Origin of the sequence: Aeromonas sp. 1805, assembly GCF_013085525.1 — a bacterium.
Taxonomy (GTDB): Bacteria; Pseudomonadota; Gammaproteobacteria; order Enterobacterales; family Aeromonadaceae; genus Aeromonas; species Aeromonas hydrophila.
The window spans coordinates 1,585,001-1,610,323 of record NZ_CP038515.1; the positions used below are offsets into that span (position 1 = coordinate 1,585,001).

Annotated in this window: 22 protein-coding genes, 1 tRNA gene and 2 rRNA genes (1 of these 25 running past the window's edge); 20 read left to right on the forward strand and 5 right to left on the reverse strand. The window is 61.6% G+C overall.

What is annotated here, in order from left to right:
* The 3 genes from E5E96_RS07520 to E5E96_RS07530 form a co-directional block, all read left to right on the forward strand.
* Positions 1–1,516 (forward strand): 23S ribosomal RNA (locus E5E96_RS07520); it begins 1,373 nt to the left of the window's first position.
* Between the two features lie 108 nt (positions 1,517–1,624).
* Positions 1,625–1,739: ribosomal RNA gene (gene rrf / locus E5E96_RS07525) — 5S ribosomal RNA — on the forward strand.
* 106 nt (positions 1,740–1,845) lie between these two features.
* Positions 1,846–1,921, forward strand: a tRNA-Thr gene (locus E5E96_RS07530).
* 49 nt (positions 1,922–1,970) lie between these two features.
* Here the strand turns inward: E5E96_RS07530 and E5E96_RS07535 are convergent.
* Positions 1,971–2,225, reverse strand: a complete 255-nt coding sequence (locus E5E96_RS07535; protein WP_016348944.1) for a hypothetical protein — start codon at positions 2,223–2,225, stop codon at positions 1,971–1,973.
* Positions 2,226–2,318: 93 nt separating this feature from the next.
* Between E5E96_RS07535 and E5E96_RS07540 the strand changes: the two genes are divergently transcribed.
* The 13 genes from E5E96_RS07540 to E5E96_RS07600 all read left to right on the forward strand — a co-directional run bounded on the left by E5E96_RS07540 (position 2,319) and on the right by E5E96_RS07600 (position 16,386).
* The gene (locus E5E96_RS07540; RefSeq protein ID WP_171281853.1) at positions 2,319–3,584 is read left to right on the forward strand and encodes a cytosine deaminase; all 1,266 of its coding nucleotides are present in this window, start codon (positions 2,319–2,321) and stop codon (positions 3,582–3,584) included.
* Positions 3,585–3,671: 87 nt separating this feature from the next.
* Positions 3,672–4,049, forward strand: a complete 378-nt coding sequence (gene crcB, locus E5E96_RS07545) for a fluoride efflux transporter CrcB (protein WP_171281854.1) — start codon at positions 3,672–3,674, stop codon at positions 4,047–4,049.
* Positions 4,050–4,114: 65 nt separating this feature from the next.
* A complete protein-coding gene (gene ubiE / locus E5E96_RS07550) occupies positions 4,115–4,867 on the forward strand; it encodes a bifunctional demethylmenaquinone methyltransferase/2-methoxy-6-polyprenyl-1,4-benzoquinol methylase UbiE (RefSeq protein ID WP_011704116.1) in 753 nt (250 codons plus the stop codon).
* 8 nt (positions 4,868–4,875) lie between these two features.
* Complete coding sequence (locus E5E96_RS07555) at positions 4,876–5,484, forward strand: SCP2 domain-containing protein (protein WP_011704117.1); 609 nt, start codon at positions 4,876–4,878, stop codon at positions 5,482–5,484.
* Entirely contained in the window at positions 5,484–7,124 is a 1,641-nt protein-coding gene (ubiB, locus tag E5E96_RS07560; RefSeq protein WP_171281855.1) for a ubiquinone biosynthesis regulatory protein kinase UbiB, read from the forward strand. The genes E5E96_RS07555 and ubiB overlap by 1 nt, the downstream gene beginning before the upstream one ends.
* Before the next feature lie 40 nt (positions 7,125–7,164).
* Complete coding sequence (tatA, locus tag E5E96_RS07565; protein WP_011704119.1) at positions 7,165–7,413, forward strand: Sec-independent protein translocase subunit TatA; 249 nt, start codon at positions 7,165–7,167, stop codon at positions 7,411–7,413.
* 3 nt (positions 7,414–7,416) lie between these two features.
* Complete coding sequence (tatB, locus tag E5E96_RS07570) at positions 7,417–7,860, forward strand: Sec-independent protein translocase protein TatB (RefSeq protein WP_171281856.1); 444 nt, start codon at positions 7,417–7,419, stop codon at positions 7,858–7,860.
* Positions 7,857–8,612 carry a twin-arginine translocase subunit TatC gene (gene tatC / locus E5E96_RS07575; RefSeq protein ID WP_011704121.1) on the forward strand — a complete coding sequence of 252 codons (756 nt, stop codon included), beginning with the start codon at positions 7,857–7,859 and terminating at the stop codon, positions 8,610–8,612. Before tatB ends, tatC begins: the two co-directional genes overlap by 4 nt.
* 111 nt (positions 8,613–8,723) lie before the next feature.
* The gene (locus tag E5E96_RS07580; protein WP_029305262.1) at positions 8,724–9,509 is read left to right on the forward strand and encodes a TatD family hydrolase; all 786 of its coding nucleotides are present in this window, start codon (positions 8,724–8,726) and stop codon (positions 9,507–9,509) included.
* A 3-nt stretch (positions 9,510–9,512) separates the two neighbouring features.
* Positions 9,513–10,532, forward strand: a complete 1,020-nt coding sequence (gene hemB / locus E5E96_RS07585) for a porphobilinogen synthase (RefSeq protein ID WP_171281857.1) — start codon at positions 9,513–9,515, stop codon at positions 10,530–10,532.
* Between the two features lie 222 nt (positions 10,533–10,754).
* The gene (gene prlC, locus E5E96_RS07590; protein WP_016348952.1) at positions 10,755–12,797 is read left to right on the forward strand and encodes an oligopeptidase A; all 2,043 of its coding nucleotides are present in this window, start codon (positions 10,755–10,757) and stop codon (positions 12,795–12,797) included.
* Between the two features lie 204 nt (positions 12,798–13,001).
* Positions 13,002–15,545 (forward strand): EAL domain-containing protein, encoded by a 2,544-nt coding sequence (locus tag E5E96_RS07595; RefSeq protein WP_044798790.1) that lies wholly within the window; start codon positions 13,002–13,004, stop codon positions 15,543–15,545.
* Between the two features lie 94 nt (positions 15,546–15,639).
* On the forward strand, positions 15,640–16,386 hold the full coding sequence (locus E5E96_RS07600) for a class I SAM-dependent methyltransferase (protein WP_171281858.1): 747 nt from the start codon (positions 15,640–15,642) through the stop codon (positions 16,384–16,386).
* 59 nt (positions 16,387–16,445) lie between these two features.
* Here the strand turns inward: E5E96_RS07600 and E5E96_RS07605 are convergent, their stop codons facing one another.
* The 4 genes from E5E96_RS07605 to rhlB form a co-directional block, all read right to left on the reverse strand.
* The gene (locus tag E5E96_RS07605) at positions 16,446–16,715 is read right to left on the reverse strand and encodes a Rho-binding antiterminator (protein WP_171281859.1); all 270 of its coding nucleotides are present in this window, start codon (positions 16,713–16,715) and stop codon (positions 16,446–16,448) included.
* A gap of 25 nt (positions 16,716–16,740) precedes the next feature.
* Positions 16,741–17,721, reverse strand: coding sequence for a DUF4382 domain-containing protein (locus E5E96_RS07610; RefSeq protein WP_171281860.1), 981 nt, complete (start codon positions 17,719–17,721; stop codon positions 16,741–16,743).
* A gap of 195 nt (positions 17,722–17,916) precedes the next feature.
* Positions 17,917–19,407 (reverse strand): guanosine-5'-triphosphate,3'-diphosphate diphosphatase, encoded by a 1,491-nt coding sequence (gene gppA, locus E5E96_RS07615; protein ID WP_016348957.1) that lies wholly within the window; start codon positions 19,405–19,407, stop codon positions 17,917–17,919.
* A gap of 14 nt (positions 19,408–19,421) precedes the next feature.
* On the reverse strand, positions 19,422–20,711 hold the full coding sequence (gene rhlB, locus E5E96_RS07620; RefSeq protein ID WP_011704129.1) for an ATP-dependent RNA helicase RhlB: 1,290 nt from the start codon (positions 20,709–20,711) through the stop codon (positions 19,422–19,424).
* Positions 20,712–20,824: 113 nt separating this feature from the next.
* Here rhlB and trxA point away from each other — a divergent pair, with 113 nt between their 5' ends.
* The 4 genes from trxA (at position 20,825) to ubiD (ending at position 25,238) form a co-directional block, all read left to right on the forward strand.
* Positions 20,825–21,151, forward strand: a complete 327-nt coding sequence (trxA, locus tag E5E96_RS07625; RefSeq protein ID WP_005307306.1) for a thioredoxin TrxA — start codon at positions 20,825–20,827, stop codon at positions 21,149–21,151.
* A 207-nt stretch (positions 21,152–21,358) separates the two neighbouring features.
* Complete coding sequence (gene rho / locus E5E96_RS07630) at positions 21,359–22,624, forward strand: transcription termination factor Rho (RefSeq protein WP_005307308.1); 1,266 nt, start codon at positions 21,359–21,361, stop codon at positions 22,622–22,624.
* 106 nt (positions 22,625–22,730) lie between these two features.
* Entirely contained in the window at positions 22,731–23,738 is a 1,008-nt protein-coding gene (locus E5E96_RS07635; protein WP_039215403.1) for a hypothetical protein, read from the forward strand.
* A 30-nt stretch (positions 23,739–23,768) separates the two neighbouring features.
* Positions 23,769–25,238 carry a 4-hydroxy-3-polyprenylbenzoate decarboxylase gene (ubiD, locus tag E5E96_RS07640; protein WP_017410827.1) on the forward strand — a complete coding sequence of 490 codons (1,470 nt, stop codon included), beginning with the start codon at positions 23,769–23,771 and terminating at the stop codon, positions 25,236–25,238.
* Positions 25,239–25,323 lie beyond the last annotated feature (85 nt).

Here is a 25,323-nt window from a genome sequence, read left to right on the forward strand (position 1 = left end):
GGTTAATATTCCTGCACGACTTGTAATTGCGATGGGGGGACGGAGAAGGCTAGGTGGGCCAGGCGACGGTTGTCCTGGTGAAAGTGCGTAGGTGGTGTTTCTAGGCAAATCCGGAGACACAACACTGAGACACGAGACGAACGCACTACGGTGCGGAAGCCATTGATGCCCTGCTTCCAGGAAAAGCCTCTAAGCTTCAGATTACAAGTCATCGTACCCCAAACCGACACAGGTGGTCGGGTAGAGAATACCAAGGCGCTTGAGAGAACTCGGGTGAAGGAACTAGGCAAAATAGAACCGTAACTTCGGGAGAAGGTTCGCTCTTGACAGTGAAGTCCCTTGCGGATGGAGCAGTTGGGAGTCGCAGTGACCAGATGGCTGGGACTGTTTATCAAAAACACAGCACTCTGCAAACACGAAAGTGGACGTATAGGGTGTGACACCTGCCCGGTGCCGGAAGGTTAATTGATGGGGTTAGCGCAAGCGAAGCTCTTGATCGAAGCCCCGGTAAACGGCGGCCGTAACTATAACGGTCCTAAGGTAGCGAAATTCCTTGTCGGGTAAGTTCCGACCTGCACGAATGGTGTAACCATGGCCATGCTGTCTCCACCCGAGACTCAGTGAAATCGAATTCGCCGTGAAGATGCGGTGTACCCGCGGCTAGACGGAAAGACCCCGTGAACCTTTACTACAGCTTGGCACTGAACATTGAACCTACATGTGTAGGATAGGTGGGAGGCTTTGAAGGCGTGACGCCAGTTGCGCTGGAGCCGTCCTTGAAATACCACCCTTGTATGTTTGATGTTCTAACGCAGGCCCATGAATCTGGGTCGCGGACAGTGCCTGGTGGGTAGTTTGACTGGGGCGGTCTCCTCCCAAAGAGTAACGGAGGAGCACGAAGGTTGGCTAATCCTGGTCGGACATCAGGAGGTTAGTGCAATGGCATAAGCCAGCTTAACTGCGAGACGGACAGGTCGAGCAGGTACGAAAGTAGGTCATAGTGATCCGGTGGTTCTGAATGGAAGGGCCATCGCTCAACGGATAAAAGGTACTCCGGGGATAACAGGCTGATACCGCCCAAGAGTTCATATCGACGGCGGTGTTTGGCACCTCGATGTCGGCTCATCACATCCTGGGGCTGAAGTCGGTCCCAAGGGTATGGCTGTTCGCCATTTAAAGTGGTACGCGAGCTGGGTTCAGAACGTCGTGAGACAGTTCGGTCCCTATCTGCCGTGGGCGTTGGATGATTGAAGGGAGTTGCTCCTAGTACGAGAGGACCGGAGTGAACGAACCTCTGGTGTTCGGGTTGTCACGCCAGTGGCACTGCCCGGTAGCTAAGTTCGGAATCGATAACCGCTGAAAGCATCTAAGCGGGAAGCGAGCCCTGAGATGAGTCATCCCTGACCCCTTGAGGGTCCTAAAGGGCCGTTGGAGACCACAACGTTGATAGGTGGGGTGTGTAAGCGCGGCGACGTGTTGAGCTAACCCATACTAATTACCCGTGAGGCTTAACCATACAACACCCAAGAAGTGTTCTGGGCCTTGTAGCGAATGAACGAACTACTTATTCAGTGATAATGACCAGGTCGTTATTCACGTCAGCTTTCTCAGATTGAAGAATTTGCCTGGCGGCCATAGCGCCGTGGAACCACCTGAACCCATGCCGAACTCAGAAGTGAAACGCGGTAGCGCCGATGGTAGTGTGGCATTCGCCATGCGAGAGTAGGACACTGCCAGGCATCAATTAAGCAATCACAGCGATGTGGTTGGTCGCGATACGACGTCAGGTCGTATTGGACAGATGATTTAGATAGCGCACACAGTGCGGTCTTTACCGGTTAGTGTGCTGATATGGCTCAGTTGGTAGAGCGCATCCTTGGTAAGGATGAGGTCCCCAGTTCGACTCTGGGTATCAGCACCATTAAATATTAAAGCCTCCCAATCGGGAGGCTTTTTTGTATCCGCTTTTCTCAGTTTACCGAAATCTGCCTGGCATCGAGATAGAACCGAGCCTGTCCGGAGGCTTCTATCTGAATGGCTGCCACCAGTCGTTCATTGCGGGTGTATTCCCACTGCTTGTCGATCGACGTCAACGGTGGCTTGTTGATACCCAGTGTCTGCAGATACTCGTGAAACAAGCCTGCGCTGCCGATCTCGGTCAATCCTGCTTTCATCCCAATCAACTCCCTTTTATTGTTGCTGTTTATCAATAGTAACAGTCTCATATGTATTCAATATGAACGCTTTTCTATCAAATTGATCCAAGCTAAGTTGTGGATTGAAAAAGCCGTTGGTGTTTGAAAAAAGGAAGCAAAAACATGCTGATAAAGAACCTGCGTCTGGTTGGCAGGGAGGGGATGTGGCAGCTCCTCTGCCAGGATGGCCTGATCCGTGCCATCGAACCCATGAGCACCCATCTGCTCGCAGCCCACGAGCTTGATGGTGAGGAGGGGCTCGCCCTCGCCCCCTTTGTCGAGCCTCACATCCATCTCGATACCACCCAGACAGCCGGTGAGCCGAGCTGGAACCTCTCCGGCACCCTGTTCGAGGGGATAGAACGCTGGGCCGAGCGCAAGGCACTGCTGACCCATGAGGATGTGAAACAGCGGGCTATCCAGACGCTGAAGTGGCAGATCGCCAACGGCATCCAGTTCGTCCGCACCCACGTGGATGTCTCCGACCCCAATCTGGTCGCCCTGAAGGCGATGCTGGAGGTGCGGGAGGAGATGAAGGAGTGGGTGGAGCTGCAGATAGTGGCCTTCCCGCAGGAGGGGATCCTCTCCTACCCCAACGGCAAGGCGCTGTTGGAGGAGGCTCTCAAGCTGGGCGCCGACGTGATAGGCGCCATCCCCCATTTCGAGTTCACTCGGGAATATGGGGTCGAAAGTCTGCGCTATGTGTTCGATCTTGCCGAGAAGTATCAGGTTCTGGTGGATGTGCACTGCGACGAGATCGATGACGAGCAGTCCCGCTTCATCGAGACGCTGGCGACCCTGGCCTACGAGCGCGGCATGGGCCATAGAGTCACCGCCAGCCACACCACCGCCATGCACTCCTATAACGGCGCCTATGCATCGCGCCTGTTCCGGCTGCTGAAGATGGCGGACATCAACTTCGTCGCCAACCCGCTGGTGAACATCCACCTGCAGGGGCGCTTCGACAGCTATCCCAAGCGTCGCGGCATCACCCGGGTGAAGGAGATGCTGGAAGCTAACATCAATGTCTGTTTCGGCCATGACGACGTGTTTGATCCCTGGTATCCCATGGGCACTGCCAACATGCTGCAGGTGCTGCATATGGGGCTGCATGTCTGCCAGATCATGGGTTACGAGCAGATCAACGACAGCCTCAAGCTGATCGGCTGCCACAGCGCGCGCACCCTGAACGTGCAGGATCGCTATGGCATCGAGGTGGGCAAACCGGCCAACCTGCTGATCCTGCCCGCCGAGAACGGCTTTGATGCGGTGCGCCGCCAGGTGCCGGTGCGTTACTCCATTCGCGGTGGCCGGGTGATTGCGCAAACCACGCCATCCTGCACCTCGATTCATCTCGCTCAGGTCGAGCCGGTCGACTTTCGCCGTTGATGCGGGCGATGTCGATTAATTGCCCTGCTGTCCCCCGGGCCTGACATTTTGCATAATGTCGGCCCGATACTATGGAGGCGTGCGCCCATGCAAACCTGGTTATATGTTGCCGCCGGCGGGGCCATCGGCGCCTGCCTGCGCTTTGGTATCGCCGAGCTGATGGCGCTGCTGTTGGGACGTCATTTCCCCTATGGCACCCTGATGGTCAACGTGGTCGGCTCCTTCATCATGGGCATTGCCTTTGCGCTGATCAGCCATGGTCATGTGGTGGAGCACCCGCTGAAACCGCTGCTGATGGTGGGTATCCTCGGTGCCCTGACTACCTTCTCCTCCTTCGCGCTGGATACAGTGGTACTGGCCCAGCAGGGGGCCTATCTGAAAGCCGCCCTCAATATCAGCCTCAACCTGTTTCTCTGTCTGGCCATGGTAGTGCTGGGGATGCAGTTGGTCGCCAGCCGGGTTTAAGGTGTCCGCACGCCATTGGCTCTGGTAAACTGGCGGCCATTCTTTGCTCTATGGGTGTTTAAGGGATGTCAGAACAGACTACGACAACGCATTTTGGCTTTAAAACCGTGGCCTCGACCGAGAAAGAAACCCTGGTCGCCGGCGTCTTCCATTCGGTGGCAGCCAAGTATGATCTGATGAACGATCTGATGTCGTTCGGCATCCACCGCCTGTGGAAGCGCTTCACCATCGACTGCTCCGGCGTACGCAAGGGTCAGAAGGTGCTGGATCTGGCCGGTGGTACCGGCGATCTGACCGCCAAGTTCTCCCGCATCGTCGGCGAGACCGGTCAGGTGGTGCTGGCGGACATCAACGACTCCATGCTCAAGGTGGGCCGCGACAAGCTGCGCAATCTGGGAGTGGCCAACAACGTCTCCTACGTACAGGCCAATGCCGAGGCGCTCCCGTTCCCTGACAACCATTTCGACGTCATCACCATCGGCTTCGGCCTGCGCAACGTCACCGACAAGGACAAGGCGCTCGCCTCCATGTTCCGGGTGCTCAAGCCGGGTGGCCGCCTGCTGGTGCTGGAGTTCTCCAAGCCGGTCAGCGAAGTGATCGCCAAGCTGTACGATCTCTACTCCTTCAAACTGCTGCCGAAAATGGGCGAAATCGTTGCGAACGACAGCGAAAGCTACAAATACCTGGCGGAGTCGATCCGCATGCATCCGGATCAGCAGACTCTGGCAGGCATGATGGAGAATGTCGGTTTCGAGCAGGTTGAGTTTTACAACCTGACCCAGGGCGTGGTCGCCCTGCACCGCGGTTACAAGTTTTAAGGTCGCCTATGCCGATGGATGCCATGGTCACCGCGGTGATCGAAACCAGCCTCAACCAGCTGCTGCGACTCGACAAGCAGAGTCCGGAGCGGCTGCGCAAATTGACGGGCAAGGTACTCAAGCTGGAGCTGCGCGAGCTCAAGCCACTCTGGTTTGTCTTCTCCGAGCGCCGGCTGGATGTGCTTGCCAAATTCGAAGGGGAGGCCGATGCGGTGCTGAGCCTCTCCCTGACCGCGCTCGGCCTGCTCAAGGATCCCTCCGCCCTGACCCGCTACATCCGCGAGGAGAAGCTGGATCTGAGCGGCGACCCTCAGCTGGTGCAGGCGTTCAGCGTGTTGTTGGGCGAGCTGAATATCGACTGGGAAGAGGAGCTGTCCCGTTATACCGGCGATGTGCTGGCTCACACCCTGCTGCGCGGCGCCAGTCAGGCACGTCGGCTGCTGGGACGTGAATTGTGCCGCAGCCAGCGCCAGCTGGCCGAATACCTGACCGAAGAGATCCGGCTTGCGCCGGGTCCGCTGGAAGTGGCCAGCTTCAACGACGATGTCGAGTTGCTGGCCCAGCAGATGAAAGCGGTCGAGCTGCGGCTGGCCCGCTTCGAGCAGCAGGTAGCCTGATGACCCCGAAGGAGTTCAAACGCCTCTATCGCATCATCAGCATCCTGCTGGAACAGGGCATCGACGAGCTGGTGCCCGCCCGTTACCAACCCTGGCCCGGCCGGCTGGCCCGTCGCAGCCTGTTCTGGCTCAAGAACAAACGTCAGGGGCTGAATCGCGGTGCCCGCATCCGGCTCGCCTTCGAGGCGCTCGGCCCCATCTTCATCAAGTTCGGCCAGATGCTCTCGACCCGGCGTGACTTGCTGCCACCGGATATCGCCGAGGAGCTGGCCCTGCTGCAGGACAGAGTGCCCCCCTTCTGCGGTCAGGCAGCGCGTCAGCAGATTGAGCGCAGTCTGGGTTGCCCTATCGAGACCCTGTTTGACGACTTCGACGAGACGCCGCTGGCCTCCGCCTCCATCGCCCAGGTGCATACCGCCCGGCTGAAGGAGAACGGCCGCGAGATCGTCATCAAGGTGATCCGCCCCGACATCGAGCCGGTCATCGACGCCGATCTGCGCCTGATGCGGGCGCTGGCCCGTCTGGTGGCCCGTTTCGTGCCCCAGAGTGGACGACTGCGCCCCATCGAGGTGGTGGAAGAGTATCGCAAGACCATCCTCGACGAGCTCAATCTGATGCGGGAGGCGGCCAACGCTATCCAGCTGCGCCGCAACTTCACCGGTTCCGAGGCGCTCTACGTGCCCGAGGTGTTCACCGAGCACTGCCGTGAGCAGGTGCTGGTGATGGAGCGGATCTACGGCATTCCGGTCTCCGACATTGCCGCGCTGGAGGCCAACGGCACCAACATGAAGCTGCTGGCCGAGCGCGGGGTGGAGGTGTTCTTTACCCAGGTGTTCCGCGACAGCTTCTTCCACGCCGACATGCACCCGGGCAACATCTTCGTCTCCTACGAACATCCGGAGAATCCGCTCTGGATCGGCATCGACTGCGGCATCGTCGGCACCCTCAACCGGGAAGACAAACGCTACCTGGCCGAGAACTTCCTCGCCTTCTTCAACCGTGACTATCGCCGGGTGGCCGAGCTGCACGTGGAGTCCGGCTGGGTGCCGCCCGATACCAAGGTGGACGAGTTCGAGTTCGCCATCCGCACCGTGCTGGAGCCCATCTTCGAGAAGCCGCTCTCCGAAATTTCATTCGGTCACGTGTTGCTCAACTTGTTCAACACCGCGCGCCGCTTCAACATGCAGGTGCAGCCGCAGCTGGTGCTGCTGCAGAAGACCCTGCTCTATGTGGAGGGGCTGGGTCGCCAGCTCTACCCGCAGCTCGATTTGTGGCAGACCGCCAAGCCCTATCTGGAAAACTGGATGTATCAGCAGGTGGGACCCAAGGCGGTGTGGAATGCCATCAAGGAGAAGGCGCCATTCTGGGCCGAAAAGCTGCCGGAACTGCCGGAGCTGGTCTACGAGACCCTGCGCCAGACCCGTCATCAGCAGCGCCACTTCGACCAGATGTTTGCCGATTTTCGCCGGCACAGTCGCCGCCAGGGTCAGGCTCGCTACCTCTTAGGGGTTGGAGCCAGCCTGCTATTGGCCGGTGTATTCTTGCTGACCCAAAAACAACACATTGAGTGGGGACAAATCAGCCTCGCCGGCGCCGGGTTATGCTGGCTGCTGGGTTGGTTGCGAACCCGTTCTCATTAAATCAACTGCGCCAGCGGGCGCCTGTTCTGGAGAGAAAGTCATGGGTGGTATCAGTATTTGGCAATTGTTGATCATCGCAGTCATCGTCGTGCTGCTGTTCGGTACCAAGAAACTGCGCGGCATCGGCGGTGATCTGGGCGCTGCGGTCAAGGGCTTCAAGAAGGCGCTGTCCGACGAGCCGGAGACCAAGTCCGAGCAGAAGGATGCCGAGTTTCCGCCGAAACAGCTGAACGAAGCGGCCGGCCAGCCTAGCGATGCTGCCAAGCAGAAAGATAAAGATCAGGCCTAAGCCATGTTCGATATCGGTTTCTGGGAGCTGGTTGTCATTGGTGTCGTCGCCCTGGTGGTGCTCGGCCCCGAGCGGCTGCCCGTGGCGATCCGTACCGCCAGCCACTGGATCAGACTGATCCGCAGCACCGCCAACTCGGTCAAGGCCGAGCTGGAGCAGGAGCTCAAGTTGCAGGATCTGCACAACGACCTGAAGAAGGCCGAACAGTTGCAGATGAACAACCTGAGCCCCGAGCTGCAGGAGTCTATCGAGCAGCTGAAAACGGCCGCACAATCGGTGACCCGTCCATACGAACAACAAAATACCATCCAGCCAGCACCGGCCGCCGCCGAGGTGAAGGAGGAGCCGGCAGCCCCCGTCAGTGTGGCGACACCTGATGAGGAGCTTACCGTGATCCCCGCCGCAAGTGCCCAGCCGAGCGCCGAACAAGGGGAGGTGAAGCCATGAGTCAGGCCGAGCAACCCCTGATCAGCCATCTGGTCGAGCTGAGAACGCGCCTGCTGCGCTCCATCTCGGCCATCCTGCTGGTGTTCATCGCGCTGATCTACTTCTCCAACAACATCTACGACTTCGTGGCCCAGCCGCTGCTGAGTCAGTTGCCGGAAGGGACCAGCATGATAGCGACGGATGTGGCGACCCCCTTCCTGACGCCGATCAAGCTGACCCTGGTGGTCTCCTTCTTCGTGGCGATCCCCTATCTGCTCTATCAGGCCTGGGCCTTCATCGCCCCCGGTCTGTACCAGCATGAACGGCGCCTGATCATGCCGCTGGTCGCCTCCAGTGCCGTGCTGTTCTATGCCGGCATGGCGTTCGCCTACTACGTGGTGTTTCCGCTGGTGTTCGGTTTCTTCACCAGCACCGCGCCCGCCGGGGTGACGGTGGCGACCGACATCGCCAGCTATCTGGACTTCGTACTGACCCTGTTCTTCGCGTTCGGGGTAGCGTTCGAAATTCCGGTGGCCACCATACTGCTGTGCTGGACCGGGGTGACCAGTCCCAAGAGTCTGCGGGAGAAGCGTCCCTACGTCATCGTCGGGGTGTTCGTGGTCGGCATGCTGTTGACGCCGCCCGATGTCTTTTCCCAGACCCTGCTCGCGATCCCCATGTGGGGTTTGTGGGAGATAGGTCTGTTCTTCGCCCGCTTCTACGTGAAAGAAGAGAGCGAAGAGAAGCAGGAACAGACTGAAGAGGGGAGCTAAGGCTCCCTTCCTCTTTTCATGCTCCCGTTCGAGGCGTATGGTAAGGCCCCATTGAGTAGATGGTTTTCAAATACCTGATATGTCTTCCTTTTGTTCGGACCCGCTGACCCCATGATCGACATAGGTGTAAACCTGACCAGCAGCCAGTTTGCCGATGAACAGGCCGATCTGGTGGCCCGCGCCCGCGCCGCGGGGGTGGAGGCGCTGATCCTGACCGGCACCGATCTGGTCGGCAGCCGCGAGAGCGCTACCCTTGCCGCCCGCTGGCCGGGTTACTGTTTCTCCACCGCCGGGGTCCACCCCCACGACGCCAAGAGCGTCGATGAGGCGACCCTACCCGCCCTGCGCGAGCTGGCAGCCTTGCCGCAGGTGGTGGCCATCGGCGAGTGTGGTCTCGACTACAATCGCGACTTCTCCCCTCGTCCGGTGCAGGATGCGGTATTCGACGCCCAGCTGGCGCTGGCCGCCGAGCTCGGGATGCCGGTGTTTCTCCACTGCCGCGATGCCCACACCCGTTTCATCGAGATCCTGCGCCCCTGGCTGCCCAAACTGCCGGGGGCCGTGCTGCACTGCTTCACCGGCTCCGACGAGGAGCTGGACCAGTGTCTGGCGCTGGGGCTGCACATCGGGGTGACCGGCTGGTTGTGCGATGAGCGTCGCGGCCAGCTGCTGCGCGAGCAGGTGGCCCGCATTCCGGCCGGTCGGCTGATGATCGAGACCGATGCCCCCTATCTGGTGCCGCGGGATCTGAAGCCCAGACCAAAACGCAACGAACCCGCTTTTTTGCCGCACATCGCCCAGGTGGTGGCGGCCTGCCGTGGTGAAGCGCCCGAGGCCTTGCTGGCCCACACCCGGGCCACCTCCGCCGCGTTCTTCCAACTTCCTCTTCAGGAGTGATTCATGGCTACAACTCTTCCAGGCGCCTTTCCGGGTCGCCGTCTGCGCCGGGTGCGCAAACATGATTTCAGCCGTCGTCTGGTGCGCGAGAACGTACTGACCGCCAACGATCTCATCTATCCCGTGTTCGTGCTGGAGGGGGAGAACCGTCGTGAGGCCGTCACCTCCATGCCGGGGGTGGACAGGCTCTCCATCGATCTGCTGCTGAAAGAGGCTGCCGAGCTGGTTGCGCTGGGCGTGCCGGCCATCGCCCTGTTCCCGGTCACTCCGCTGGAGCAGAAGAGTCTGCTGGCGGAAGAGGCCTACAACCCGGACGGGCTGGCCCAACGGGCGACGCGCGCCCTCAAGACGAGCTTCCCGGAGCTGGGGGTCATCACCGACGTGGCGCTCGATCCGTTCACCACCCATGGTCAGGACGGCATCATCGATGACGAAGGCTATGTGCTGAACGACATCACCACCGAGATCCTGGTGAAACAGGCGCTCTCCCATGCCGCTGCCGGGGTGGATATCGTGGCGCCGTCCGACATGATGGACGGCCGCATCGGCGCCATCCGCGCGGCGCTGGAAGAGAACGGCTTCATCAACACTCAGATCATGGCTTACTCCGCCAAGTACGCCTCCTGCTACTACGGCCCCTTCCGCGACGCGGTGGGCTCTGCCGGCAATCTCGGCAAGAGCAACAAGGCCACCTACCAGATGGATCCGGCCAACAGCAACGAAGCCCTGCACGAGGTGGCACTGGATATCCAGGAAGGGGCCGACAGCGTGATGGTCAAGCCGGGCATGCCCTATCTGGACATGATCCGCCAGGTGAAGGATCAGTTCGGCGTGCCGACCTTCGCCTATCAGGTAAGCGGCGAGTATGCCATGCACATGGCGGCCATTCAGAACGGCTGGCTGAAGGAGAAGGAGAGCATCATGGAGTCCCTGCTGTGCTTCAAGCGGGCCGGTGCCGATGGCATCCTCACCTACTTCGCCAAGCGGGCTGCCCAGTGGCTGCAGGAAGACGCCAGACGCTGATGCATCTTGCCTGATGTCACCGACAATGCCGGCCCCTGGGCCGGCATTGTCGTCTTTGGCATCCGGATCGCCGTTTTAATGAGCAGATCTCGGCGAAAAGTGGACAACAGGCCGCGCTCTGGCAGGCAAAGGCTTGATTAATGAGGTTTCTGCCTACATCTTAGGTAGTCCAAGCAAGCTTCTGGACGGCAGGGGCTGTAGAGAATTTAGAGGTATCGCAGGATGAACAACCCTTTGCTGACAATGGACTCGCTGCCCCCTTTCAGCCAGATCCAGCCCGATCAGGTCCAGCCTGCCGTGACGCAGGCCATCGCCGATTGCAAACAGAAGATCAGCGATGTGCTGGCCCAGCGCGACCCCCACACCTGGGATAGCCTGATCGCCCCGCTGGAAGAGGTCAACGACCGCCTGGCGCGGATCTGGTCGCCGGTCAGTCACCTCAACTCCGTACTCAACAGCGAAGCGCTGCGCGCGGCCCACGACGCCTGCCTGCCGCTGCTGTCTGAATTCCAGACCTATGTCGGCCAGCACGAGGGGCTCTATCAGGCCTATCGCGAACTGGCCGAGAGCGACGACTTCCCGCTGCTGAGCGGCGCCCAGCGCAAGGAGATCCAGAACACCCTGCGCGATTTTCGCTTGTCCGGCATCGGCCTGCCCGCCGAGGCGCAGCAGCGCTACGGCGAGATCCAGGCCCGCCTCTCCGAGCTGGCTTCCCGTTTCAGCAACAACGTGCTGGATGCGACCCAGGGCTGGAGCAAGCTGGTGACCGACGAGGCCGAGCTGGCCGGATTGCCGCAGAGCGCACAGGCCGCCGCTCGCCAGCTGGCCGAGCTGAAGGGCAAGGAGGGCTGGCTGTTCACCCTGGACATCCCCTCCTACCTGCCGGTGATGATGTATGCCGACAACCGTGCGCTGCGTGCCGAGCTGTATGAGGCCTTCACCACCCGCGCCTCGGATCAGGGCCCCAACGCCGGCAAGTGGGACAACTCCGCCATCATGACCGAGCTGCTTGCCCTGCGCCGCGAGTTGGCCCAGCTGCTCGGCTTTGCCAACTACGCCGAGCTCTCCCTGGCCACCAAGATGGCAGACAAGCCCGAGCAGGTGGTGAACTTCCTCACCGATCTGGCGGCCAAGTCCCTGCCGCAGGGCAAGGCCGAGCTGGAAGAGATCCGCGCCTTCGCCGCCGAGCAACACGGTCAGGGCGAGCTGGCCGCCTGGGATCTCGCCTACTACGCCGAGAAGCTCAAGCAGCACAAGTTCTCCATCTCCGACGAGCAGCTGCGCCCCTACTTCCCCGCCAGTAAGGTGGTGAAGGGGCTGTTCGAGGTGGTCAAGCGGGTGTTCGGCATGAAGGTGCGCGAGCGCCTCGGCATCGACACCTGGCACCCGGACGTGCGCTTCTACGACATCTTCGACGCCGAGGACGAGCTGCGTGGCAGCTTCTACCTCGACCTCTATGCCCGCGAGCACAAGCAGGGCGGCGCCTGGATGGATGTCTGCCTGGGTCGTCGCTACCGTCAGGATGGATCCTTGCAAAAGCCGGTGGCCTACCTGACTTGCAACTTCAACGGTCCGGTGGACGGCAAACCCGCCCTGTTCACCCATAACGAAGTGGTCACCCTGTTCCACGAGTTCGGCCACGGCATTCACCACATGCTGACCCGCATCGACGTGGCTGGCGTGGCTGGCATCAACGGCGTGGCCTGGGATGCGGTGGAGCTGCCGAGTCAGTTCCTCGAGAACTGGTGCTGGGAGTCCGAGGCGCTGGCCTTCATCTCCGGCCATCACGAGACCGGCGAGCCGCTGCCTGCCGATCTGCTGGAGAAGATGCTGACCGCCCGCAACTTCCAGGCGGCGATGCAGATGCTGCGCCAGCTGGAGTTCGCCCTGTTCGACTTCCGTCTGCACCAGGAATTTGACCCGGCCAGCGCGGATCAGATCCCGGCGCTGCTGGATGAGGTGCGCAGCCAGGTGGCGGTGATGACGCCCCCTGCGTTCAACCGCTTCCAGCACAGTTTCTCCCACATCTTCGCTGGCGGTTATGCGGCGGGCTACTACAGCTACAAGTGGGCCGAGGTGCTCTCTGCGGATGCCTTCTCCCGCTTCGAGGAGGAGGGGATCTTCAACCCGGCCACCGGTCAGTCCTTCCTGAAGAACATCCTGGAAAAGGGTGGCTCCAAGGAGCCGATGGAGCTGTTCCGAGCCTTCCGTGGCCGCGAGCCTCAGGTGGATGCGCTGCTTCGTCATAGCGGGATTGCCGCGTGAGTTTGCGGGCCCCGGCTGGCGTGAGCTTCAAGCAGGTACAGTTTTGCCACATAGTGGGATCACTGCGTGATTTTTGAGATAAAAAGGGACCTTTTGGTCCCTTTTCTCAAGGCTTTTTAATATCTTGCGGATAGCATGTTTGCACTGTCCCCGGCTCTTCAGTAGAGTCGGGTCCTACCTTCCAAGGAGAGAAAGAACCTTGCCATGAGGCGAGCACTCGAGTCTGTCTATCAAATCATCTCAAGTCTGTCTCATTCGAGTGGTCAGGGATATTTCGATACCTTTGTGAGTGAAATCGCAGCAGCGGTCGGGGCCGACTTCGTCCTGATTTCAGGCAGGGATCAAGCGGGGCTCTCTTTCAAGGTGCACGCCGCCCACCCCGCGTCTCTCGACATCACCAACTTCAGCTTTCCGGTCAGCGCCACCCTGGGGGAGATCACCCTGCAGGAGGGAGAGACCTGGTTCAGCGATCGGGTACAGCAGCTGTTTCCCCATGCCGCCGTGTTGCAGGCCTGGCACATCCAGGCCTATGCCGGCATCGCCCTCAAGAGTGCCCAGGGGGAGACGGTCGGCATCTGCAGCGTGCTGTTCAAGCGGCCGCTCACCAACATGGACAAGGTGATGGGCCTGTTGCGCCTGCTGGCCCCGCTGGCCGGGCGCGAACTGGCGCTGATGCTGCAACAGCCGGCACCGCCCCAGCCCGAGTACCACGATTTTCTGCACACCATGATGTCCCACGCGCCGGTGGGGATCGGCAAGCTCGATCTGAACGGCAAGATCCTCTGGACCAACCCGGCCATCGAAAAGATGCTGGGCTACAGCCAGAGCGAGCTGCTGCACCGTACCGCCGCCGAGCTCAATCACCCGGAAGACTGGCTGCGCAGCGCCGCCTGCTATGAAGAGCTCAAGCGCGGCGAGCGCACCGCCTTCACCCAGGAGAAGCGCTATCTGCACCGGGACGGTCAGGTGCTGTGGGGGCGGGTCACCGTCACCCTGGTGCGGGACGATCAGCTGCAGCCCGACTACCTGATGGTGGTGCTGGAGAACATCGATCCCCTCAAGCGCCACGCCGAGCAGCTCAAGCTCTCCCACCGGGTCTATGACAATCTCTCCGAGGCGATCCTGGTGTGCGATGCCGACAGCCGAATCATCTCGGTCAACCCGGCGTTCGAGCAGATCACCGGTTACAGCGAGGAGGAGGTGTGCGGCCAGCGGCCCAGCATGCTCAAGTCCGGGCTGCACGATCAGGCCTTCTACGCCGACATGTACCACGCGCTGGAGCGGGTGGGGGTGTGGCGTGGCGAGGTGTGGAACAAGCGCAAGAACGGCAAGCTCTACCCCCAGCAGCTGATGATCAGCACCCTGCGGGAAGGGGGGCGGATCAGCCAGTACATCGCCATCTTCAGCGACCTCTCCCAGACCAAGCTGGCGGAGCAGAAGATCGCCGCCCAGGCCAACTACGACAACCTCACCGGCCTGCCCAACCGCTGGCTGTTCGGCCGCTGCCTCAGCCGCTTCTGCGAGCGGGGCGAGCGCTTCGCGCTGATGGTGCTCGACCTCAACAACTTCAAGGCGGTCAACAACAGCATGGATCACCACGCCGGTGACGCCCTGCTGCGGGAGGTGTCGGATCGGCTGGTGAGTCGGGTGCGCACCGAGGACCTGGTGGCCCGCATCGGCGGCGACGAGTTCGCCTTCCTGGTGCCCGGCATCGTCAACCGTCGTCAGGCGGAGGTGTTTGCCAAGCAGGTGATCGGCGGCTTCGCCCGTCCCTTCATGCTGGCCAATCAGCACCTCTACGTGACCGCCACCATCGGCATCACCCTCTGCCCGGGCGATGGCCTGGAGAGCGACGAGCTGCTGCGCAACGCCGAGCAGGCGCTGTTTGCCGCCAAGCGGCAGGGACGGCTGCTCGGCAGCTACTGCGCCTCCATGCGCGAAGAGGTGCGCCAGCGCCACCAGATGCAGCAGGATCTGGCGGAGGCGATCAAGCTCGAGCAGCTGACCATGGCCTACCAGCCGATCTGGGACAACCGCAGTGGCCGGGTCGCCAAGCTGGAGGCACTGGTGCGCTGGTACCACCCGCACTGGGGCCAGGTGTCACCGGCGGATTTCATTCCGCTGGCGGAGGAGGCCGGGCTCATCCAGGGGTTGGGGGCGCTGGTGCTGTGGCAGTCGTGCCGGGATCTGGCGCGGCTGCAGCAGTCCGGCTTCCCGGATCTGCAGATGTCGATCAACCGCTCCACCCTGGAGTTCCAGACCATAGATCCGGAGGCGAGCGAGTGGCTCAAGGTGATCCATCACTTCGGGCTGGACCCGGCGGACATCGTCATCGAGATCACCGAGTCCCTGCTGATGGAGACCAGCGATCAGCACAGGGTGCGGATCGATGCCCTGCGCGAAGCGGGCTGCAAGCTGGCCATCGACGACTTCGGCACCGGCTACTCGGCGCTCAACTATCTGCGCAACTTCCCGGTGGACCTGGTCAAGATCGACCGGGCCTTCGTGCGCCACATCCCGTTCAATGAACAGGACCGGCTGCTGCTGGACGGCATCATCAACATAGTGCACAACCTCGGCATGCAGGTGGTGATCGAGGGGGTGGAGACCCGCGAGCAGCTCAACTTCCTCTGCCAGAAGGGGTGTGCCTTCACCCAGGGCTATCTGCTGAGCCGGCCGCTGGCCTACGACGACCTCACCGAGTACCTGCAGCTCAACGACAAGAGCATGTTCCTGCAGACCAGCTAGCCCCTCCGCCGCCCTCCTTCGGCCGGAGCCCCTACAGCGACCTTCGGGGGCTGTGGTACACTCCGCCCACTGATACCGCCACACAGCCGATACCATGCAGATCCTCCTCGAAGACCCCGCCAAGGCGCCTCAGGCCGAAGCCCTGGCCAGCCAGCTCGGCCAGACCGACCTTCCCCAGTTTGCCCTGGTGTTCACCGCGGCGCGGCTGGAGCTGCGCAAGCTGGACGAGCCCAAGCTGGGTGCGGTCTACGTGGACTTCGTCGAAGGGGCGGTCGCCCATCGCCGCAAGTTCGGCGGCGGACGTGGCCAGTCCATCGCCAAGGCGGTGGGGCTCAAGGCGGGTGCCATGCCGCGCGTGGTGGATGCCACCGCCGGGCTGGGGCGCGATGCCTTCGTGCTCGCCTCCCTCGGCTGCAAGGTGACTATGATCGAGCGCAGCCCCGTGGTGGCCGCCCTGTTGCAGGACGGGCTGGCGCGGGCCGCGCAGGATCCCGAGATTGGCCTCTGGGTGCGCGAGCGGATGCAGTTGCTGCACGGCCCGGCGGTGGAGACCTTGCTGGGGCTGACCGAGCGGCCCGACGTCATCTACCTCGACCCCATGTTTCCTCACAAGCAGAAGTCGGCGCTGGTGAAAAAAGAGATGCGGGTGTTCCAGTCGCTGGTGGGGCCGGATCTCGACGCCGATGCCCTGCTGCCGGCGGCACTCACCATGGCGGACAAGCGGGTGGTGGTGAAACGGCCGGACTACGCCGGCTGGCTCAACGAACACAAGCCGAGCATGGCCATCGAGACCAAGAGCAACCGCTTCGATGTCTACGTGATGGCGGCGCTGGCGGGATAACGCCGCACGCGAGGGGTAAAAGAAGAGGGCCAACCCGGCGGGGTTGGCCCTCTTGCCATCTATTGGCCGTCGGCTGGGGCCGGCGGAGCAAAACGGATCAGCTTCTCCTCCCCCTGCCAGCTGAGCGCCATGGTGGCCAGCTCCGCCAGGCTCAGTCGCTCGCCACCGTGCAGCACCAGGTACTCGACCCCTGCTCTGGCCTCGATGGTGCGGATCCTGTCCGCCCACTGGCGGCCATCCCGGCCGGTGAGGGTGACCGGCAGCTGCCAGCTGGCGGCGATCTCCAGCCAGTCGTAGAGATCGCAACTGATGGGTTGGTAGGTGCTCATGTGCGGGTTGCCCTCTGGTCGCCGGTTACTGGAAGTTGATGCTGGTGGTGGGCGCCACCACCGCCTGGGCTTTCTGCACCTGTTCCAGTTGCAGCGGGTCGCCGGCCAGCGCCGGATCGTCCTCGTTGCCATTGCAGACCAGCGCCAGATCGTAGCTGCCGAGATTAACAAATCCCAACTCGTAACCAAAGCCGCCACCGCTTTGCGGCAACACGGGCGCGCTGGCGTAGAAGCCGTTGTCGCTGTCCGCCATGTCGGGGTAGTTGTCATCGCTTCTGGGCTGGTAGAAGTAGACGAAGGCCTTGTCGGTCAGCTGGCCGCCGCACAGCCCGGCCGCGACCGTGCCTTTGACGGTGGTGACCTGGGTGTTGTTCACCAGCCGCACCCCTCTGGGTTTGAGCTTGTAGTACTGCTCGTGGCCCGGCAGCACCATGGCCTGGCGCAGGTCGAACTCGGTGGTGAAGGCGCTGAGGCCGTTGGCGGCGATGGTGAAGGCATCCAGCTTGAGTTCGCTGCTGGGCACCTCCAGCGGCTTGATCACCCCATCATCCCGTTTGACGTAGGAGTAGGGGGTGCCGTCCAGAAACTGGTTGGCAACCTCTCGTCCGTCCAGCACCCGCAGCCGCATCTGGCTGTAGTCGCCGGGCACCACGCTCTGGCTGGCCAGCAGCGGGCGGCTGACGGAGCCCTGGTAGTGCAGCAGGTCGATGTAGGTGAACAGCGGTCGGCCCGCACTGTCGAGCGGGATGGTCTCGCCGCTCGGGGTGCAGCCATCGTCCTGGGCCGAGGTGAGAAAACTGGCAGTGGTCCAGCTCTGCTCGGTGCCGGCGACGGGGTGGATGCTGATGTTGGCGACGGCGATGCAGACCTTGCTGACTGCATCCACCGGGGCGTCGGAGAAGGCCAGCGACAGCTGGGCCTGTTGCGGGCTGTTGTTGTCGCCGCCGCCTCCTCCGCCACAGGCGGTGAGCAGGGCGGTCAGGCCGATCAGGGTCAAGGGTTTCATGGCGTCCATTCCGGTTGTGAAGACAACCCTACTCTAGTCGAGCGACGGCAATGGCGGGGGTGGCAGCCAGCGGGAAAAGGACGAGCTCGGTGCGCCAGCCCAATGAAATCAAGGGTCAGCTTTGAACGGCGCCAGTCATGGCTGCGAAAGAGATTGTCGGAGCGGCAGGGCAGGCACTGATTGGGCGAGGCCCAATCAGGCTTCCAGCAGCCGGGTGGGCCAGCCCATCTTCTGCTGGCGTTCCACCTCGAAGCGCAACTCGCTGGCGCGCAGATAGTGCTCGTCCAGCCAGCCGCTCGGCAGGGTCAGGGTCAGCGCATCCTCATCGGCCTCGAGGGTGAAGCGGGGCACTGTGCCCTGGGTGCGGCGCATGCAGAGGATCAGCGCGATGCGCAGGATGCGGGCCAGCCGGATCGCCTGGCGACCGGTGACGGCACCCTGCTTCTCCAGTGGTTCCAGCTTGAATTCGTCCCGCTGGTTGAACAGCAGGGCCGACAACAGCTTCTTCTGGGCCGGGGTAAAGCCAGGCATGTCGATGTTGTCGATGATGTAGGCGGCGTGTTGCGGCGCCTTCTTGTACTCGATGCACAGACCGATCTCGTGCAGCAGGGCCGCGTAGCGCAGGATCGGGCGACCGTAGCGTTTCGAGAGTCGCCAGGCCGGCTGCAGCTGGTTGAACGCCTCGACGGCGGTGTCGCGCACCCGTTCGGCGTGCTCCTTGTCCAGCTGGTAGCGATTGATCAGGCTGTCGGCGGTGCGATCACGGGCATCACAGTCGTGATTGTTGCCGAGCAGGCCGTAGATCAGGCCTTCACGCAGGGCGCCACCCGCCAGGGTCATGCTCTCGATGTTCAGGGTTTCGAAGATGGCGATCAGGATGGCGAGACCGGAGGGGAACACGGTCAGCCGTTCGGCCGCCAGTCCTTCCAGTTGCAGCTGGTCGAGCTTGCCGCAGGCGATGGCCTGACCCATCAGCTCTTGCAGCTTGGGCAGGGTGACCCGCTCGCTCTTCCCCTGTGCCAGCATGATCTCCTGCAGCGCCTGCACCGTGCCGGAGGCGCCGACACAGGTACGCCAGCCGAGTGCACGATAATCTTCCGCCACCTTCTCCAGCACCGCCTTGGCGGCGGCGATGGCCTGCTTGAAGCGGGCCTCGGAGAGCTCGCCGTCACCGAAGTGGTTGTTGAGCCAGGTGACGCAGCCCATGTGCAGGCTGTTGAGCAGTTTCGCTTCGCTGTGCTCGCCGATCACCAGCTCGGTGCTGGCGCCGCCGATGTCGATCACCAGCCGGTTGCCTTCCCCGGCCGAGGTCCAGGAGACCCCCTCATAGATGGTCTTGGCCTCTTCCTCGCCCGAGATGATCTCGATGCTGTGGTTGAGCACCCGTTCCGCTTCGCTGAGGAACTCGTCGACATTGGTGGCAAGGCGCAGGGTGGCGGTGCCCACTACTCGGATATTGTCGGCCGGAATGTCCTGCAACTGTTCGGAGAACAGACGCAGGCAGTCCCAGCCCCGCTCCATGGCGGCACGGCTGAGACGAAACTCCGGATCGAGCCCGGCGGCGAGGCGAACCTTGCGCTTGACCTTGGTGACGGTGCGCAGGGCACCGGCGACCTCGCGCACCACCAGCATGTGAAAGCTGTTGGAGCCGAGGTCGATGGCGGCATAGAGCGGCGAGTTGTGCAACTGGGCCAGTCCTTTCAGCTCTTGCGGGGCGGACGACGGCGGTTGTTGCTGTTGCCACCGCCCTGGCGATCGCGCATGTTGCGATTCACCGGCTGACGGTTGCGGAACACCCGCTTCGGTGCGGTCACGTCGTCCAGCAGCGCCTCGCGGTCATACTTGCTGACCGGGATCGGGTGGTGGATGTACTCCTCGATGGCCGGCAGGTTGAAGGCATAGTCTTCACAGGCCAGGCTGATGGAGTGACCGCTCTTGCCGGCACGACCGGTACGACCGATGCGGTGTACGTAGTCTTCGGCGTCGTCGGGCAGGTCATAGTTGAAGACGTGGGTCACGTCCGGGATGTGCAGACCGCGGGCGGCCACGTCGGTGGCAACCAGGATGTCGACCGTGCCCTTGGTGAAGTCTTCCAGGATCTTCATCCGCTTCTTCTGCGGCACGTCACCGGTCAGCAGGCCGACGCGGTGGCCGTCGTTCTCCAGCCAGGCATGAACGTCTTCACAGACGTGCTTGGTGTTGGCGAAGACAATGGCTTTCTCCGGCCACTCCTCTTCCATCAGGGAGAGCAGCAGCAACATCTTGTCTTCGTTGGAGGGATAGAACAACTCCTCCTTGATCCGCACGCCGGTCATCTGCTCCGGCTCGATCTGTACATGTTCCGGGTGGTTCATGTGTTCGTAGGCCAGCTCCTGCACGCGCAGGGAGAGGGTGGCGGAGAACAGCATGCTCAGACGCTCGGTGGCGGGCGGCATGCGGCGGAACAGGAAACGGATGTCCTTGATGAAGCCGAGATCGAACATGCGATCCGCTTCGTCCAGCACCACGACCTGAATATTGCTCAGATCGATGACCTTGGACTTGAAGTAGTCGATGATGCGGCCGGTGGTGCCGATCAGGATGTCGACACCCTGTTCCAGCACGGCCAGTTGCTTGTCGTACCCTTCGCCACCGTAGGCGAGGCCGAGCTTGAGGCCGGTCGAAGCGGACATGCTTTCCGCGTCGTTGTAGATCTGGACTGCCAGCTCCCGGGTCGGGGCCATGATGATGGCGCGCGGCTGGTTGATGAGGCGCGGCTTGGTCAGCGGATGGGTCAACAAATAGTTGAAGGTGGCGGCCAGGAAGGCAAGGGTTTTGCCGGTCCCTGTCTGGGCCTGACCGGCGAGGTCATGACCTTCTACCAGCAGTGGCAGAGACAGTGCCTGGATGGGGGTGCAATAGTGAAATCCCTTTGATTCCAGACCAGCCAGAACTTCGGGTTCGAGGCCCATTTGGGCGAATTTGTCGGTCGTTAAATGTGTTTTGCTCATGGCGGTAGGTTATCAGGTTAGGCTTGCAATAATAAACAGGATCATTTCAAATAGGGCAACTATTGCCTTTGTTGATACGTCAATAAAGCCTTAATTACTGACTGGAGTTGGAGATGAGTGACAAGATTGTTCAGCTGAGCGATGCCAGCTTCGAGGCAGATGTAATCAAAGCCGATGGCGCCGTTCTGGTCGACTTCTGGGCCGAATGGTGTGGTCCGTGCAAGATGATTGCCCCGATCCTGAACGAAGTCGCCCAAGAGTATGCCGGTCGCGTGACCGTGGCGAAATTGAACATCGACCATAACGCCGACACTCCGCCCAAGTATGGCATTCGTGGTATTCCGACCCTCTTGCTGTTCAAGAATGGCGAAGTGGCAGCGACCAAGGTCGGTGCCCTGTCCAAGACTCAGCTGAAAGAGTTCCTGGACGGTAACCTGTAATAATCAAAGAGGAGCGCATTGCAATAATGCGCTCCTTCTGTTTTATCACCTAGACGCTCACCCCGATTGGTGCTAATTTATCGCTCGTTTGCTAACCTTTTTGCCTGACTCTTTGCTCACACATCAGCCCGGCAAATCAAATCCGATCAGCATCAATCCAGCAGACTGTCTCCTCATTTCAATCCTTGCTTACAGACTTTCACCACTATGAATCTGACTGAATTAAAGAACACTCCTGTGTCCGAGCTGGTACAGCTTGGCGAATCCATGGGGTTGGAAAATCTGGCTCGGGCGCACAAGAAAGACATTATTTTCGCGATCCTCAAGGCGCACGCCAAGGGTGGCGAGGATATCTTTGGCGACGGTGTGCTGGAAATCCTGACCGATGGTTTCGGCTTCCTGCGTAGTGCAGACGGCTCCTACCTGGCCGGCCCGGATGACATCTATGTCTCCCCGAGCCAGATCCGCCGTTTCAACCTGCGTACCGGCGATACCATCTCCGGCAAGATCCGGCCGCCGAAAGAGGGCGAACGCTACTTCGCGCTGCTCAAGGTCAACGAGGTCAACTACGACCGTCCGGAAAACTCCCGCAACAAGATCCTGTTTGAAAACCTCACTCCGCTGCACGCCAACGAGCGCCTGCGCATGGAGCGTGGCAACGGTTCCACCGAAGACATCACCGCCCGCGTGCTGGATCTGGCTTCCCCGATCGGTAAAGGCCAGCGCGGCCTCATCGTCGCACCGCCCAAGGCCGGTAAGACCATGCTGCTGCAGAACATCGCCCAGAGCATCGCCTACAACCACCCTGACTGCGAACTGATCGTCCTGCTGATCGACGAGCGTCCGGAAGAAGTGACCGAGATGCAGCGCATGGTGAAGGGTGAAGTGATCGCCTCCACCTTCGACGAGCCGGCTTCCCGTCACGTCCAGGTCGCCGAAATGGTGATCGAGAAGGCCAAGCGCCTGGTCGAGCACAAGAAGGACGTGGTGATCCTGCTGGACTCCATCACCCGTCTGGCCCGTGCCTACAACACCGTCATCCCGTCATCCGGCAAGGTATTGACCGGTGGTGTGGACGCCAACGCCCTGCACCGCCCGAAGCGCTTCTTCGGTGCCGCGCGCAATGTTGAAGAGGGCGGCAGCCTGACCATCATCGCCACCGCGCTGATCGATACCGGCTCCAAGATGGATGAAGTCATCTACGAAGAGTTCAAGGGTACCGGCAACATGGAACTGCACCTCTCGCGCAAGATTGCCGAGAAGCGCGTCTACCCGGCCATCGACATCACTCGCTCCGGCACCCGCAAGGAAGAGCTGCTGACCACCGGCGACGAGCTGCAGAAGATGTGGATCCTGCGCAAGATTGTGCACCCGATGGGCGAGATCGACGGCATCGAGTTCCTGATCGACAAGTTGGCCATGACCAAGACCAACGACGAGTTCTTCGACGCCATGCGGCGCCAGCAGAAGTAACCGACTCGAAAATCATCAAACCGCGGCCCAGGTCGCGGTTTTTGTTTATCTATTTTACGGTCGCCTGAGTAGTATGAAACCTCGATGTCACAAGGATAGGGACGTCATGAAGCATGTACTCCTGATATTGCTGAGCTGGTTGCTGGTGCTGCCGGTCGGGGCTGCCGAGACGCAGCCGCCCCGGACGGCACTGGTGGCCGACGAGGGGCTGCAGGGTCACCTCGACTATCTGACCGGCCGGCTGCAACTGGGGCAGTTTGCCGCCATCGACACCCTGCTGGACTCCCTGGCCGTGGGGCAGCGGGAGTATCTGTTGTGCCAGCTGCTGGCCACCCTCAATAGCCAGCCCAGGGCTACCAGTCCACAACTGCTGGCCTGGGTGCGCGCCCAGTCGTTCAAGGCCCCCAGCTGGCTGGTGGAAAAAGAGGTGGACGGCTTTCTGGTGCAGCAACCCGCCTACGACTTTGCCGCCGCCGCGCGGCAGGTGTTGAGCCGCTGGCAACAGCAGGCCTGGCAGGACAACTATCGCCAGCAGCTGGAAGAGGGCACGTTCGAGTTCAAGCAGATCTACAACAGCCGCAATCCCGATCTGGCCCAGCAGCAGCAGGCGCTGCTGACCGTACTCGATCGGCAGCCGCTTCCGCTCCTGCAACGGGAGGCGCACACGCTGGCCGCCATGAGCATCTTCCTGCCCGACAACCGGCTGCTGCGGCTGCTGGCCGAGCGTACCGGTGACAGCGCCCTCTATCAGAAGCTGTGGCATCAACCGGTGGATCACGACAGCGTGGCCGCGCTCGCCAGCGTGAGCCGCTTTCATCAGGGCCAGGCGGCCAGCGATCTGCTGATTGCCGCCAGTCGCAATGCCCGACTCAAGCTGCCCGCTCTGCAGCAACTCAGTCAACTTTCGCCGCTGCCGGACACGGCCCAGCAGTTCCTGCTGGCGGAGCTGGGCAATCGCCAATACAGCGGTCAGGTGGCCAGCCTGCTGCTGCAGATGGACGAACCCAGGCTGCTGGCCCAGCTTGCCGATCGACTGACCCGGCAGGAAAAGCGCCATGCAAGTCCGGTGATGCTGCCCGATTCGGGTACACCCGCCGCCCGCCCAGGGTTATAATGCGGCATCGCCTGAACACAGGGTACCTGCATGAAATACAAGGATTTGCGTGATTTCATCGCGCAGCTGGAACAAAGCGGACAACTCAAGCGCATCAGTCGCGAGATAGACCCCTATCTGGAGATGACCGAGATCAGCGACCGCACCCTGCGGGCGGGCGGGCCTGCCCTGCTGTTTGAAAATCCCAAGGGTTACGCCATGCCGGTGCTGACCAACCTGTTCGGTACCCCGGATCGGGTCGCCATGGGCATGGGCCAGCCCAACGTGGCCGCCCTGCGCCAAGTGGGGATCTGGCTCTCCTACCTGAAGGAGCCGGAGCCGCCCCGCGGCTTCAAGGAGCTGATGGAGAAGCTGCCGATCTTCAAGCAGGTGCTCAACATGCCGACCAAACGGCTCTCCTCTGCCCCCTGTCAGCAGCGGGTGCTGGAGGGAGAGGCGGTCGATCTGGACCAGATCCCGATCCAGCACTGCTGGCCCGGCGACGTTGCCCCGCTGGTGACCTGGGGTTTGACCATCACCCGCGGCCCCTACAAGAAGCGGCAGAACCTCGGCATCTATCGCCAGCAGAAGATCGGCAAGAACAAGCTGATCATGCGCTGGCTGGATCACCGCGGCGGTGCCATCGATTTTCGCGAGTGGCAGGAGGCCCACCCGGGTGAGCGCTTCCCGGTGGTGGTGGCGCTCGGTGCCGATCCGGCGACCATCCTCGGCGCGGTGACGCCGGTGCCGGATACCCTCTCCGAATACGCTTTTGCCGGTCTGCTGCGCGGCAGCCGTACCGAGGTGGTGAAGGCCATCAGCTGCGATCTGGAGGTGCCCGCCAGCGCCGAGATCGTGCTGGAAGGCTATCTGGAGCCAGGCGAGATGGCCCCCGAAGGGCCTTATGGCGATCACACCGGCTACTACAACGAGGTGGATGAGTTCCCGGTCTTTACCATCACCCACATGACGATGCGCAAGGATGCCATCTATCACAGCACCTACACCGGCCGTCCGCCCGATGAGCCGGCGGTGCTCGGGGTGGCGCTCAACGAGGTGTTCGTGCCGCTGTTGCAGAAGCAGTTCCCCGAGATCGTGGACTTCTACCTGCCGCCGGAGGGGTGCTCCTACCGGATGGCGGTGGTGACCATCAAGAAGCGCTACCCTGGCCACGCCAAGCGGGTGATGCTGGGGGTCTGGTCCTTCCTGCGCCAGTTCATGTACACCAAGTTCGTGATCGTCTGTGACGATGACATCAACGCCCGCGACTGGAAGGACGTGATCTGGGCCATCACCACCCGGATGGATCCGGCTCGCGATACCACCCTGATCGAGCACACCCCGATCGACTACCTGGACTTCGCCTCGCCGGTCTCCGGGCTCGGCTCCAAGATGGGGCTGGACGCCACCAACAAGTGGCCGGGGGAGACCAATCGCGAGTGGGGCCAGCCCATCGTCCAGGACGAGGCGGTCAAGCAGAAGATCGATGCCCTCTGGGACGAGCTGAACATTCTCGGCTGAAGAGCGGCGGCAGGCCCGACGGGCCGTGCCGCCTGGCCGGGATGCAAAAGATTGATGCCATTTGAGCTGAATTGGGTATGCTCGA